This is a genomic window from Acidobacteriota bacterium, assembly GCA_040752675.1.
In the GTDB taxonomy this organism is placed as follows: Bacteria; Acidobacteriota; Polarisedimenticolia; order JBFMGF01; family JBFMGF01; genus JBFMGF01.
The window spans coordinates 1-14035 of sequence record JBFMGF010000053.1; the positions used below are offsets into that span (position 1 = coordinate 1).

A 14035-nucleotide genomic window follows, 5' to 3' on the forward strand; every position below is an offset into this window, starting at 1 on the left:
CTGATGGGAAGAAAAATCATCCTCCATTGACTTATCAAAATGGGCTTCCCAAGCCGCGGGGTCCTTGAATCCATGTATGGAGGTGGGTAAACTACCATTCATAACAAGAATCGCTCAATTTAGGTAAAATGCAAATGCTCAAATCTGGCCTTTAAACTTTTCAACCAGTTTTTAACAACTTTTCCACAGAGTGAACGCTATATAATGAGGTCTTTTTTTTATAAAGCCCAATATATTGTATTTTTTTCATTTTTTCTCTTGACTTGACAGGATGAAATCTGTATCATCATATCCTCGCTAATGAAGTTTTCCTGGCAGTCCTTTTCAGAACAAAGTCGAAGAAGAGAGGAGGTCGTTATGGTATTTGAAATCGAAAGAAGCGGAGATGTTCCTTCCAAAGATCCGGATCGCGACAACGGCAATGGCGGCTTCCAGATTGAACACGATTCGCTTAACGCTTATTGTGAAACCGAGCTGGATATCAATGAGAACGGCCTTCGCGTTCTTGAAAAAAGATATCTAAAGAAAGACGAAAATGGGAAGGTAATCGAGAGACCGGAAGATATGTTTCAAAGAATTGCGAAGAACATCGCTGACATCGATGCCTCCCTTCCTTTCGAGGGAAGACGCGATCCTCTCGCTGCAGAAGAAGAGTTTTACAGGGCGATGGTTTCCATGGAATTTCTCCCGAATTCTCCCACGCTAATGAATGCAGGCAGGGATCTCCAGCAGCTCTCTGCCTGCTTCGTCCTTCCAGTCGAAGATTCCATGGAAGGGATCTTCGACGCCCTCAAGTACACTGCAGTCATCCACAAGAGTGGAGGCGGAACTGGGTTTTCCTTTTCTAGATTGAGACCGAAGAACAGTATCGTCCGATCGACGCTTGGAGTCGCGAGCGGGCCGGTATCTTTCATGAAGGTATTCAATGCTGCAACCGAGGCAGTCAAGCAGGGCGGGACGAGGAGAGGAGCCAACATGGGGATTCTGAGAGTTGACCATCCGGACATCCTTGAGTTCATCACCTGCAAGCAGGACAACCGGGACATCACCAACTTCAACATCTCCGTCGCCGTAACCGACAAGTTCATGGATGCCGCCATCGGTGACAGGGATTATGAGCTGATCGATCCTCTCACTGGTAAGGCTGTCAACAAGCTTCAGGCAAAAGAGGTTTTCGAAATGATCTTAGATGGAGCCTGGCGCAATGGCGACCCTGGCATCATCTTTCTCGACAGAATCAACGCCTCCAATCCAACGCCGCACATCGGAGAGATAGAAGCCACGAACCCGTGTGGAGAGCAGCCTCTTCTCCCCTACGAATCATGCAACCTCGGTTCCCTCAATCTCTCCAAGTTCGTCACGAATGGCAAGATAGACTTCCAGAGGCTTGCGAAAGGGGTGCGTACTGCCGTTCACTTCCTGGATAACGTCATCGATGCCAACCGATACCCGCTCAACGATATCGATCGGATGACTAAAGGGAACAGAAAGATCGGGCTTGGTATCATGGGATGGTCCGATATGCTCATGAAACTCGAGATCCCATACAACTCGGAGCAGGCGATCGCCCTGGCAGAAAAGGTCATGTCCTTCATCCAGACGGAATCGAAAAAAGCCTCTGTTGAGCTTGCCCGGGATAGAGGAGTCTTTCCGAATTTTGCCGGTAGTATCTATGATTCCCCCGGCGGACTGAAGATCAGAAATGCGACGACGACTACCATCGCCCCGACTGGAACACTTAGCATCATTGCGGGATGTTCCAGCGGAATCGAGCCTCTCTTCGCTCTCTCCTATATCCGCTCAAACATCCTGGATAATGACAAACTGGTAGAAGTCAATCCAATCTTCCTGAAAGTGGCCAGGGAGAGAGGTTTCTACGGCGAGCGATTGATGGAGGAGATCGCCGCAAACGGCTCTATTCAGAAGATCGATGGCATCCCGGATGATGTCAAGAAGGTATTCATCACTTCTCACGACATCTCTCCAGCGTGGCATGTCAGGATGCAGGCAGCTTTCCAGAAGTGCACTGACAACGCCGTGTCGAAGACAGTCAACTTTCCGAATTCCGCGACCAAAGATGACATTAGAGATGTTTTCCTGATGGCCTACAGGCTTGGCTGCAAGGGTCTAACTGTTTACCGGGATCGAAGCAGGGACAAGCAGGTCCTCAACATCGCAGATAGCGTCCCGCAATCTGCCAAAGATTACCACCACATCGCACCCCGCCCTAGACCGGCAACAACGAAAGGAACAACGCAGAAACTCAAGACTGGATGCGGGAACATCTACATCACCATCAACGAAGATGAATTCGGTCCCTGCGAGCTTTTCACGTCAATGGGTAAGTCGGGTGGTTGCGCATCTGCCCAATCTGAGGCAATCAGCCGATTGATTTCCCTCTCGCTGCGTGCAGGGGTCGAGATTAAATCTATAGTCAAGCACCTCCGGGGCATCCGGTGCCATCAACCGATCTGGGAGAATGGTGGGCAGATCCTCTCTTGCCCCGATGCAGTCGCTCTTGCGCTCGAGAGCAAGATAAATGAATTCACCATAGGCAAATCATGGAGAGCAGCAAATCCCTCCAGCTCACAGATGGGAAGCAACAACAATCTGATCGGAGCATGCCCCGATTGCGGTGGAGTCGTCCACCACGAATCAGGATGCGTTAGCTGCCGCTTCTGCGGCTATTCCAAGTGCAATTAGTAAAATCAATCATTTTTTACTTAAAAGCTGTCATAAATTTATTCTTTACTCGGCCAGCCCCTTTAAGTAATTTTAAGTATTAACGAATTTTACCTGAAGTGTGAGAGAGGCACTGGGCATGGGGGGGTTAGAAACTTCTCACACTCCTTATGATGCGCCAATTGGGGGTCTAAGGATCGGAATCAATTGGCGCTTGGGCGGTGGCAGCGCTACCGCCCTTTTCTTTTAATTGATAATATAAAAAAGCAATCATAGCTTCTTCAGGGATCTCATATAAGAGTTGTAGTTTGCCAGAGTTTCAGCGATGGTGTCGCCACCGAACTTTTCTAGGAGCAGACTGGCGAGAACAAAGGCGAGCATACTCTCTCCGATGACGGAGGCTGCAACTATGGGACAGACGTCTGATCTGACGATAGATGCTTTTTCTCTCTTTTTCGTTTTAAGGGAGATAGACTGGAGTGGTTTCCTCAACGTTGGGACCGGTTTAAGAAAAGCCTTTACCCTTATCTCCTCTCCGTTAGTTATTCCTCCTTCGATCCCGCCCGCATTGTTTCCACCTCGGTAGAATTTCCTTCTCCTGCCGTCATAGAATATCTCATCGTGGAAATTTGAGCCGAATGATGATGCTCCTTTAATCCCGTTGCCGATCTCGACCGCTTTCACTCCCGGGATCGACATAAGGGCTTGAGAGATCATGGCATCAGACCTTCTGTCCCACTGGGTGAAGCTGCCCAGTCCCGGTGGAACAGCCGCGGCGACGATCTGAAAGGAACCACCCACGCTGTCCCCTTCCCTGGCGGCTCTATCGATCTCTCTCATCATCTTCTTTTCCAGCACCTTATCGACACATCTAAGAGGGGAGTGATTGGGGATCCTTCTTAGCATCTCGATGGGCAGATCCATCTCTTTGTAAGAAACCTTGCCCACGGAAATTGTGTGGCTGAAGATGGATATCTTAAAGCTTAAAAGGAAGCTCTTGAAGATGGCTCCCGCCGCTACCCTCGCTGCAGTCTCCCGGGCGCTTGCTCTCTCTGAAACGATGAATAGATCGTCAGTTAAGAATTTCATGGCTCCCGCGAGGTCGGCATGTCCTGGTCTGGAGACAGCGACGAAGCCTCTCGCCTTTCTATTTGCTGCTTCCTCTTCGATACAAAGCTTCTCATTCGCAATGAATATGGAAACAGGGCTTCCGGTCGTCCAACCATCCTTTATCCCGGAAAGAAGCTCAAAGTACTCGATCTTTCTCTCCATTCTTGGCCCTCTTCCAAACCCGGATTTTCTCTTCGCAAGCTCCGCCGCGATGAAACTCTCATCCACTCTGATTCCGCGGGGCAGCCCATCAATGATGACAATCAGACCCTTTCCATGTGATTCTCCCGCCGTCATGAATCTCAGCATATTTCCTCTCACAAAGCGCTATTATTCTAACACATGATTCTTGACTGGGAATTCACCGGAATATATGATTTACAAAAGTTGGTGCCCTTTTGTTTCTAAGGGCTTGGAATCTTTTCATTGCAGAAGGGGGACCCCCAGATGAAGATACTAACATCCGAACAGATGAAAAACATCGATAGAAGGACAATTCAGGACTTTGCAATACCTGGCGTCGTTCTGATGGAGAATGCCGGGATCAAGGCTGTTCAGTTCCTCATCGAATCGATAAAAGATATCCATTCCAGGGAGATACTGATCCTTTGCGGTTCCGGAAACAACGGCGGCGATGGCTTCGTCGTGGCAAGACATTTATTCAATCTTGGCCTTCTTCCCCATGTCGTTCTGATCGGGGACTCTAAAAAGATCAAGGGAGATGCTCTGACAAACTTCAGGATTCTAATGAAGATGGGAATAGAGGTTCAGGAGATAAAAACAGAAAAGGCATGGGAAAAATTCAAAGCAGGACTGCCATGTTTCAACCTCATTATCGATGCGCTTCTCGGGACAGGGCTTGAAGGGCCTCCCAGGGGACTTCACAGAAAGGTCATTGCGGACATTAACGGAGCGGAAGCCGACGTTGTCGCTATAGACATCCCGTCGGGGCTTTCCGGAAGCACGTGCAAGGTTGAAGGAGAGGCCGTCAGAGCGGATTGCACCGTGACTTTCTGTTGCCCTAAGATCCCGCACATCTTTCCCCCGGCGGAACATTACGTGGGGCAACTTGAAGTCGCTGACATCAGCATTCCCGAAGAAGCCATAAGGAAAGAGAAAGTCTGGCTGAATCTCATCGAAGAAGACTTCGTTAAAAGCCTCATCCCCACCAGGAAACGGGATTCTCACAAGGGAGATTTCGGCCACATCCTTGCCGTCTGTGGATCGAGAGGCAAGTCTGGCGCGGCTGCTCTCTTAGCTAAATCTGCCCTGAAGACAGGAGCCGGACTCGTCACCATAGCCACTGCTGCCACTGCTCAGAAGATTCTGGCTCCACAGAGCAGCGAGATGATGACAGAACCTCTTCCTGAAACTGAGAGCGGCTCTCTGTCCAAGAAGGCTCTCCAGACCTTGAAGGAACTTTGTAAGGGGAAGGACCTACTAGCCATCGGTCCTGGCCTGACGACCAATCTAGAAACATCTTCCATAGTCAGAACCATTCTGAAGGAGACGAAGACGCCAGCTCTTGTCGATGCCGATGGCATCAACGCATTTGAGGGGTTCTCCAATGATCTCTTCGGCAAGCACAGGGACCTGATCATCACTCCACATCCAGGAGAGATGGGACGCATAATCGGTCAGCCATCAAGATTTGTTCAGGGAAATCGGATTGAGGTATGCAGGAATTTCGCCATCACCCACCACTGCTATGTGGTCCTGAAAGGATATAAGACGCTCATCTCCGATCCCGGAGGGAACATCTTTGTCAATCCGACCGGAAACCCAGGCCTTGGGACGGCAGGCGCCGGAGATGTTCTTACAGGCATGATCGCAGGATTTCTCGTTCAAAGCATCGGCATCCTCAACGCACTGATCCTGGCCGTTTATCTGCACGGGATGGCAGCGGATCTCGCAGCAGCAGATCTCGGAGAGATCCCCCTCATGGCGGGAGACGTCATCGACTACATTCCCGATGCCCTCATGGAACTTTCCCATGAAAAATAATCTGCCATGCACCGTCTTTTCTCTCTCGGCTGAAGAAACTTATCAGATAGGCAAGAGTTTCGGTTCACGGATGAAAGGGGGAGAACTCATCATTCTGACCGGTGAACTTGGTATGGGCAAGACCGTTCTCGCCAAGGGAATCGCCTCCGGAATGGGAATCGATCCCGATGATGTGAATTCCCCTTCATTTCTCATCGTCAACGAACATCGCGGAAGAATCAAACTCTTTCATATCGACCTTTACAGGATAAAGAGTGAAGAGGAGATTGAGGAAATCGGGATAAGAGATATTCTCGAGATCGGTGGCGTAGTCGTCGTGGAATGGGGAGAAAAGCTTCCGTCCTTCTATAGAAAAGGGGCCATTACAATCAGCATCTCGGATATGGGTGAAGACACCCGCAAGATCATCATAAATTGAAATATTGATTGCTGAATTTCTATGCCGCTTGAACGTTGCTAGTTTTAAGCCAGATCCTAGTGGTGGCTACTCCAGACGGTAATTGGGAGCCTCTCTGGTGATGATGACGTCATGAGCGTGGCTTTCCCTCAAACCCGCCGAGCTGATCCTGATAAACCTGGTATCTGCCTTGAGGCTCTTTATATCGGGGCATCCGCAGTAACCCATTCCCGCCTTCAGCCCTCCCACAAGTTGATGGATGAGAGCGGAGAGAGAGCCTTTATACGGGACCCTGCCCTCGATTCCCTCCGGAACAAGTTTCTGTTCGTCGTACTCATCCTGGAAGTATCGATCCTTGCTGCCAGCCTTCATGGCTGAGATGGAACCCATGCCTCGATACTCCTTGAATGTCCTCCCCTGATACAGGACGGTTTCACCGGGTGATTCTTCGGTTCCCGCGAAGAGGCTTCCGATCATCACCGAATCGGCGCCGGCTGCTATTGCCTTTGTGATGTCTCCCGAGAATTTAATCCCTCCATCTGCGATTAGTGGCACTCCTGCCTCTTCACATTCCCGTTTGCAGTTGATAATGGCAGTGATCTGTGGAACGCCGACGCCTGTGACGACCCTTGTCGTGCATATAGACCCTGGGCCGACTCCAACCTTAATGGCATTTGCCCCGAGTTCGATCAGGGCTCTTGCCGCTTCACCGGTTGCTATGTTTCCCGCAATGATGCTGACTTCTGGAAATTTCTTCTTTAGCTTTTTCAGCGTCTCAATAACACCCTTTGAATGCCCGTGAGCCGTGTCGATCACCAGGACATCGACATGAGCATTGATGAGGGTTTCGGCTCTTCTGATCCCATCCTCACCGACACCCACGGCAGCACCTACCCTCAATCTTCCCAGGGAATCCTTGCAGGCATCAGGATACTTGATCATCTTCTGGATATCCTTTACGGTGATGAGGCCTTTCAGCTTGAACTTCTTATCTACCACAAGGAGCTTTTCGATCCTGTGCTTATGCAGGAGCTCCTTCGCCCTATCAAGCGTTGTCCCTTCCGGGACGGTGATAAGATTGTCTTTCGTCATAAGCGCTTTTATGGCGACATCTGTCCTAGTCTCGAATCTCAGATCCCTGTTCGTCAGGATCCCGAGGAGCCTTCCGTTTTTATCGACGACCGGAAGCCCCGATATCCTGAATTTGCTCATTACCTCAAGAGCTTCAGACACCTTGCTGTCCGGCAACATTGTGATGGGGTTGACGATCATGCCGCTTTCCGATCTCTTAACTGTATCAACCTCCTGCGCCTGCGCATCGATCGACATGTTCTTGTGAATGATCCCGATTCCTCCCTCCTGAGCAATGGCAATGGCAAGTCTCGATTCCGTGACCGTATCCATGGCTGCGCTGATCAGAGGGATGTTCATGGAGATGTCGTTAGTCAGGCACGTTTTCACATCGACCTGGCTTGGTAAAACCTCAGACTTAGCTGGAATCAGGAGGACATCATCGAACGTTAGGGCTTCTTTGAAATTGTAGTCTGCCATATGATTCACCCTTCACTCCACTCTTTCCACCCCAGGGAGAGGGGAAAAATTTATGTGCCGCAGCACTTTTTGTATTTTTTACCGCTTCCGCAAGGGCATGGGGCATTCCTGCCCACCTTCTGCTCTTTGCGAACGACTGTCTGTTTGATTTCTCCTGCTCTTGATTGCGATGCCGCACGGAAGATACTCTCCTGCTCCCTCCTTCTCTTCCTCTCTTCCTCTTCCCTTTCCTCTCTTGATAGCGGCTCCAGAAGAAAGAGATATCGGATTATTTCGTCCTCGATCCTTGCCTTCATAGCCGCAAACATCTCGAAGCTTTCCCTCTTGTACTCAACGAGCGGGTCGCGCTGACCATAGGCACGAAGCCCAATCCCCTCCTTCAGATGGTCCATGGCAAGCAAGTGATCCTTCCATAGGCTGTCGATGATGCTCAGGATGATGTACCTCTCATGCTGTCTCATCAACTCTTCGCCTATCCTCTTCTCTTTCAACTCGTATTTTTCATTGATCTTCTTCAGGATGGCGTCTTTGATTTCGACCAGCGAAAATTCCTTCCAATTGACCCCATCCTTGTAAATATCTATCGCGTAGTAGTGGTTGACCTGATTCCGGAAATTATCCAGTTCCCACTCCTGCGTTCCCCCCTGACCTGCGAGATAATCATCTATGAGCCACTCCAGGATCTCCTCGGCCTTCTGCATAACATACTGGCGCTGCTCTTTCCCCTCCAGAAGCTCTCTCCTCAGCCTGTAAATCTCCACCCTCTGCTTGTTCATCACATCGTCATATTCAAGGAGATGTTTTCTTATCTCAAAGTTATGTGCTTCAACTTGCTTCTGTGCTCTTTCGATCGACCTGGTGATAAGGTTATGTTCGATTGGAACATCCCTCTCCATGCCAAGCTTTCCCATGATGTTCTTCAATCTTTCCCCGCCGAAGATCCTCATGAGATCGTCTTCAAGCGAGATGTAGAACCTCGAAGAGCCAGGATCCCCTTGCCTGCCGGCTCTCCCTCTGAGCTGGTTATCTATCCTTCTCGCCTCGTGCCTCTCCGTCCCTAGAATATGAAGCCCTCCGAGCCCAATGACCTTCTTCTTCTCCATCTCTGTGACCGCCTTTGCCTCCTTGAGAGCCCCTTCGCTCTGTTCCGAAGTAGCTTCGAGCGGTTTTATGCCTTTACCTATGAGGATCTGGTTTGCAAGGAATGCAGGGTTTCCTCCGAGGAGGATGTCCGTTCCACGTCCTGCCATGTTTGTCGCGATCGTCACGGCACCCATCCTTCCCGCCTGCGCAACAATTGCAGCCTCCATCTCGTGATATTTTGCGTTGAGGACGACATGCCTGATCCCCTTCTTCTTGAGCATGGAGCTCAGTCGCTCCGATTTCTCTATGCTGATTGTGCCAACAAGTACCGGCCTTCCCTTTTTATGGAGATCCTCGATCTCCTTCTCAACCGCTTCGAACTTTTCCTCTTCTGTCCTGTAGATGACATCAGGATATTCTGTTCTGATGAGCGGTCTGTTCGTCGGGATGACCATGACCTCAAGATCGTAGATCTTGTCGAACTCGACTGCTTCCGTATCTGCCGTTCCAGTCATCCCCGCCAGTTTCTCGTACATCCTGAAGTAGTTCTGGAAGGTGATCGTCGCCAGAGTCTGGTTCTCTCTTTCAATCCTGACTCCTTCCTTTGCCTCGATGGCCTGGTGGAGTCCGTCGCTCCATCGCCTACCCGGCATAAGCCTTCCGGTGAACTCATCGACGATAATGACCTCACCATCCTTGACCATGTAATCGACGTCTTTTCTGAACAGTGCATGCGCCTTGAGAGCCTGGTTGACATGGTGGAGCGTCTCCATGTTTACTGGGTCATAGAGGTTATCCACACCAAGAAGCCTTTCTGTATGCCTGACTCCGTCCTCCGTAAGAGTGGCGGTTTTTGCCTTCTCATCTATCTGATAATCTTCCTCAGTCTTCAGTTTGGGGATGATCTTATCTATCCTGTAATACTTATCCGTAGATTCCTCCGCCGGTCCGGAAATGATTAGCGGTGTCCTCGCCTCATCGATCAGGATGCTGTCCACTTCATCCACGATGGCATAGTAATGACCTCTCTGCACCATCGCATCGATCGTGAATTTCATGTTGTCGCGCAGGTAATCGAATCCAAACTCGTTGTTCGTTCCGTAGGTTACGCTGGCGGCATAGGCGGCCTTTCTTTCCTCATCTCCCATGTCATGCTGGATCACTCCCACGCTCATCCCAAGGAATTTATATACGGAACCCATCCATTCGCTGTCCCTCTTCGCGAGGTAGTCGTTGACTGTGACGACGTGTACACCTCTACCTGTAAGCGCATTCAAAAAGACAGGAAGCGTGGCAACGAGGGTTTTCCCTTCTCCTGTTTTCATCTCGGCGATCTTCCCCTGATGAAGGACGATTCCTCCAACAAGCTGAACGTCGAAATGCCTCATCTCCAGCGTTCTCCGCGCTGCTTCCCTGACGACGGCAAAAGCTTCCACAAGGAGGTCATCAAGGGATTCTCCGTTCTGATATCTCCGGATGAATTCCACCCTTTTATCTCTGAGTGTCGAATCTGAGAGGGCTTGCATCTGGGGTTCGAGCGCATTTATGGTATCTACGAGAGGCTGGATCCGGTTCAGTTCTCGCTCGTTTTTGCTGCCTATGATCTTCGTAAGAATGGAGTTCAACATTTTTCTAAATTTAAAAAGTATAACAAATAATTGAACTCAGTCAAGAAAGCCATGCCCGCTTAAGCTTCGACGCTTTTCTTAGAAGATTTTTTAACAGATTGGTGTTGTTTAATCGAGGATGTAATCGAGAGGATTCGCATGCTTGCCGTGGACGATGATCTCATAGTGCAGATGCGGTCCAGTCGCCCTTCCGGTGCTTCCCACGTATCCGATGATGTCGCCCCTCTTCAACCGGTCACCCGATCTGACTTTGTAATTCTCGAGATGGCCATAAAGTGTAAGTATCTCGTCGCCATGAGATAGAATGATGGTCTTTCCATAACCTGCGACTCTTCCTGCCCGGGTCACGACTCCGTCAGCAGGGGCTTTGATAATAGTTCCCGTGGGAGCGGCTATATCAATACCGCTGTGAAACTCCATCTTTCCCGTGAAGGGATCTTTCCTCATACCGTAATTATACCCGATGATTCCCTGGACAGGCATTATGGAAGGGATATGATCGAATTTCTTCACCATGGCGAGATATTTGTTCTCGATCATGCTGAAGCTCCTATTGAGACTGTCCGACCGATTCTGAAGGGCATAAACCTCTTCCTTCAAGAGGTTCGATTTGATTGTCGGCTGCACCATGCTGGCGATGCTTCCCCCTCCTGCTCCGATCCTGCTCGTGGGAATTTGCTCGGAGATCCCTACCATGGCAGCAAATTTGACTGTCTTTTCCTCATACTCTGTCAGCAGTTTCCTGAGCGAAGCGATGGAGTCTTCGATCTTCTTGTTTTCCTCCTTGAGCGTCCTGTTTTCTTTTTCGAGCTGGGAAAGTCTCCAGATCATTTCTCTTGACTTTAGCAGAAAGTGGGGCAGAAAAAGACTGGATATCAGCATCAGGAAAAGTATGATAGCAATTGTAATAAGAAAGTTCTTGGAAAAGTGCAGTTTCTTCAGTTGCGCTTTGGCATGAGGAATGATCATTATCGTGTAAAATTTCTTAGCCACGATAAATCCTCCACAATATTATTCGTACCAAACTAATCATAATCATTATAAAGAACGTCCCCATGATGAATATGCTCAAAATTTTTTAAAAATTAGCATATAGTTTGCAAGACTGTCAAGGAATTTTTCCATTTTTTTCATTCTTCAATTGCGAACCTAATTTTTATTTCAATATTCATTCCATCGCGAAAGGAGCAAATTACTGCAGAAGAATATAATTCCTGAGCGAGAAATTTCAAAAAAGTTATTGAAATTTCAAAAATCTCTTCCGCATGACCCCTTCTTGATTTATAGTATGGTTGATTGTACGTTGCGTGCATGGGCGGTTCTTTATGACTATAAGAAAAGACAATGCAGGACAGTTTCTCTTCATCGGGTTCGATGGAAAGGTACTGGACGATAAGAATGAATCCTTTCTGCTCAGGATCAAGCCTGGAGGGATCATCCTTTTCAAGAGAAATATCGAATCCGCCTCGCAGCTAATAGAACTCTGTCATCGCCTTCACAACCTTTACGAACCTCCGCCGATCCTAGGAATCGACCAAGAGGGGGGAATGGTTAACCGTCTCTCTTTTATCTTTCCTGACATTCCCGATGCCCACACTTTGGCACGTCATGGAAACGACGATATCGTGGAGAGCGTGGCCTCGCTCATGGGAAAGGCTCTGAAGATCCTGGGAATCGATTGTGACTTTGCGCCGGTCCTGGACCTCTGCACTCCTTACGCTCCAAACGGGATCGCAAACAGATCCTTCGGCACGGATCCTGATACAGCCATAACAATGGGCAGTGCCTTTCTGAGGGGACTCCTGGGCGAAGGAGTGGCAGGAACTCTGAAACACTTCCCAGGACTCGGTTCGTCCGAGATCGATTCCCACACATCGCTGCCCACGGTCAGCAAATCGAAAAACTACCTCTTAATTGAAGACATAAGACCCTTTGACGCCCTTTCCGAGATCACCCCTCTCATCATGATCGGACACGGACACTACCCATCATTTTCATTGGAGCGTCTGCCGGCAACTCTCTGCCCGGAGATCATCACCGACGTTCTTCGGAAAGAGATAGGATTTCAGGGTTTGATAATATCCGACGACATGGAAATGGGTGCGATGCAGCACTATCTCTCTTCCGGCGAAGAAGCAGTCAGGGCGATAGCCGCGGGTTGCAATATGGTGATGTACTGCTCATCGCAGGAGATGGTGGAATCTGCCCATAGCAGGATCGTTGCATCTATGGAAAGCGGAAAGCTTCCAGCCAACAGAATCTTAAGATCCCTCAACCGTATTCAGGAAATCAGGAAGAACTTCGTCGATAAGCAAAAAGCAAGAGATTTTGAGGAACCTCTCAGAAAAATTTCAGAGCAAATGAGAGAGATTTCCGAAAAAGTCGGATCTAAAAGGGACGGTTGATCTTACCTCAGCTCATTCCCTGTAAGAATCCTGAATATTTCTAGATACTTCTGCCTGGTTCCTTCAATGACATGCGCAGGCAATTTGGGGACGGGAGGTTTTTTATTCCACCCTATGCTTTCCAGATAATCCCTGACGAACTGCTTGTCATAGCTCGACTGGGACCTTCCCGGAAGATAGGAATCTGAGGGCCAGAAGCGTGAGGAATCTGGAGTGAGCATCTCATCGGCGATGATAAGCTTGCCTTCGCAGAAACCAAACTCAAATTTCGTATCGGCGATTATGACTCCTCTCTTTTCGGCGTAATCGGAAGCAAACCTGTAAAGACTCAGGGTCAGTTCCCTAATCCGCGATGCGGTTTCCCGGCCGATCCTTCTCTCCACTTCGGAAAAAGCGATATTTTCATCATGCCCGGTTTCTGCTTTTATCGCGGGAGAGAAGATCGGCTCTGATAGACGGGATGACTCTTTCAATCCTTCCGGAAATTTCTCCCCTACCAGTGTTCCCTCTGCTTTGTATTCCTTCCACGCAGACCCAGAGATGTAGCCGCGGGCAACACATTCGATCCCGATCATCTCCGCTTTTCTCACGACCATGGATCGTCCAGTGAGAAGGCCAGCATGCTTCTTCAATTCTGCAGGAAAATCCCCGACGTCTGTTACGAGAAGATGGTTGGGGACGATCTTCTCAGTCATGCGAAACCAGAACTCGGAGAGCTGATTCAGGACCCTCCCCTTGTCGGGGATCAGATCTGGAAGCACATAGTCGAATGCGGAGAGCCTGTCCGTGGAGATGATGAGAAGGGAATCCCCGAGGTCATAGATATCCCGCACCTTCCCTCTGCTGTATAACTTTAGATCTTCCAATTCCGTTCTTTGAACAGTCATCTTTTGCTCAACCGTTATTTTTCTTCAACCGTAGAAAAGAGATAAATGCTACCACAAAATCGATGATTTTGCTTTGAAGAAACTTCAGTTATGGTGATAAGAAGCGTCGCTTTGTTCCCAATCACACATCGATATCAGGACAGTCCCATAATGCGTCCTTCCAAGAGGTCTACCCTTTCTGCCTTAGGAGAAGCGGGGAGCCCAGGCATTCTGATTATGTCTCCAATGAGGGGAACTATGTAGCCTGCTCCGCCGGCCAGAATGATCTGGCGGACCGTGATCTCAAAA

The 14035-nt window shown here is 49.2% G+C and carries 10 protein-coding genes; 4 read left to right on the top strand and 6 right to left on the bottom strand.

Annotation, left to right across the window (positions count from 1 at the left end; translation table 11 throughout):
• Positions 1-474 precede the first annotated feature (474 nt).
• Positions 475-2703, top strand: coding sequence for a vitamin B12-dependent ribonucleotide reductase (locus tag AB1756_05110; protein ID MEW5806711.1), 2229 nt, complete (start codon positions 475-477; stop codon positions 2701-2703).
• 249 nt (positions 2704-2952) lie between these two features.
• Here the strand turns inward: AB1756_05110 and aroC are convergent, their stop codons facing one another.
• A complete protein-coding gene (aroC, locus tag AB1756_05115) occupies positions 2953-4101 on the bottom strand; it encodes a chorismate synthase (protein ID MEW5806712.1) in 1149 nt (382 codons plus the stop codon).
• A gap of 138 nt (positions 4102-4239) precedes the next feature.
• Between aroC and AB1756_05120 the strand changes: the two genes are divergently transcribed.
• Together AB1756_05120 and tsaE are read left to right on the top strand one after the other, a co-directional pair.
• A complete protein-coding gene (locus tag AB1756_05120) occupies positions 4240-5796 on the top strand; it encodes an NAD(P)H-hydrate dehydratase (GenBank protein ID MEW5806713.1) in 1557 nt (518 codons plus the stop codon).
• A complete protein-coding gene (gene tsaE, locus AB1756_05125; GenBank protein ID MEW5806714.1) occupies positions 5786-6214 on the top strand; it encodes a tRNA (adenosine(37)-N6)-threonylcarbamoyltransferase complex ATPase subunit type 1 TsaE in 429 nt (142 codons plus the stop codon). The genes AB1756_05120 and tsaE overlap by 11 nt, the downstream gene beginning before the upstream one ends.
• 66 nt (positions 6215-6280) lie before the next feature.
• Here the strand turns inward: tsaE and guaB are convergent, their stop codons facing one another.
• From guaB to AB1756_05140, 3 genes are all read right to left on the bottom strand, one after another.
• On the bottom strand, positions 6281-7744 hold the full coding sequence (gene guaB / locus AB1756_05130) for an IMP dehydrogenase (protein ID MEW5806715.1): 1464 nt from the start codon (positions 7742-7744) through the stop codon (positions 6281-6283).
• 50 nt (positions 7745-7794) lie between these two features.
• Positions 7795-10455, bottom strand: coding sequence for a preprotein translocase subunit SecA (secA, locus tag AB1756_05135; GenBank protein ID MEW5806716.1), 2661 nt, complete (start codon positions 10453-10455; stop codon positions 7795-7797).
• Positions 10456-10563: 108 nt separating this feature from the next.
• Positions 10564-11448, bottom strand: coding sequence for a M23 family metallopeptidase (locus AB1756_05140; GenBank protein ID MEW5806717.1), 885 nt, complete (start codon positions 11446-11448; stop codon positions 10564-10566).
• Positions 11449-11780: 332 nt separating this feature from the next.
• Here AB1756_05140 and nagZ point away from each other — a divergent pair, with 332 nt between their 5' ends.
• Positions 11781-12860, top strand: a complete 1080-nt coding sequence (gene nagZ, locus AB1756_05145; GenBank protein MEW5806718.1) for a beta-N-acetylhexosaminidase — start codon at positions 11781-11783, stop codon at positions 12858-12860.
• Between the two features lie 2 nt (positions 12861-12862).
• Here nagZ and AB1756_05150 read toward each other — a convergent pair whose 3' ends face one another.
• On the bottom strand, positions 12863-13747 hold the full coding sequence (locus tag AB1756_05150; protein ID MEW5806719.1) for a phosphoribosylaminoimidazolesuccinocarboxamide synthase: 885 nt from the start codon (positions 13745-13747) through the stop codon (positions 12863-12865).
• A gap of 134 nt (positions 13748-13881) precedes the next feature.
• Entirely contained in the window at positions 13882-14028 is a 147-nt protein-coding gene (locus AB1756_05155; GenBank protein ID MEW5806720.1) for a formate--tetrahydrofolate ligase, read from the bottom strand.
• Between the last annotated feature and the right edge of the window lie 7 nt (positions 14029-14035).

Coding starts and splice junctions, on each gene's coding strand:
- aroC (MEW5806712.1), bottom strand. CDS start 4,101: ATGCTGAGATTCATGACGGCGGGAGAATCACATGGAAAGGGTCTGATT.
- AB1756_05120 (MEW5806713.1), top strand. CDS start 4,240: ATGAAGATACTAACATCCGAACAGATGAAAAACATCGATAGAAGGACA.
- tsaE (MEW5806714.1), top strand. CDS start 5,786: ATGAAAAATAATCTGCCATGCACCGTCTTTTCTCTCTCGGCTGAAGAA.
- guaB (MEW5806715.1), bottom strand. CDS start 7,744: ATGGCAGACTACAATTTCAAAGAAGCCCTAACGTTCGATGATGTCCTC.
- secA (MEW5806716.1), bottom strand. CDS start 10,455: ATGTTGAACTCCATTCTTACGAAGATCATAGGCAGCAAAAACGAGCGA.
- nagZ (MEW5806718.1), top strand. CDS start 11,781: ATGACTATAAGAAAAGACAATGCAGGACAGTTTCTCTTCATCGGGTTC.
- AB1756_05150 (MEW5806719.1), bottom strand. CDS start 13,747: ATGACTGTTCAAAGAACGGAATTGGAAGATCTAAAGTTATACAGCAGA.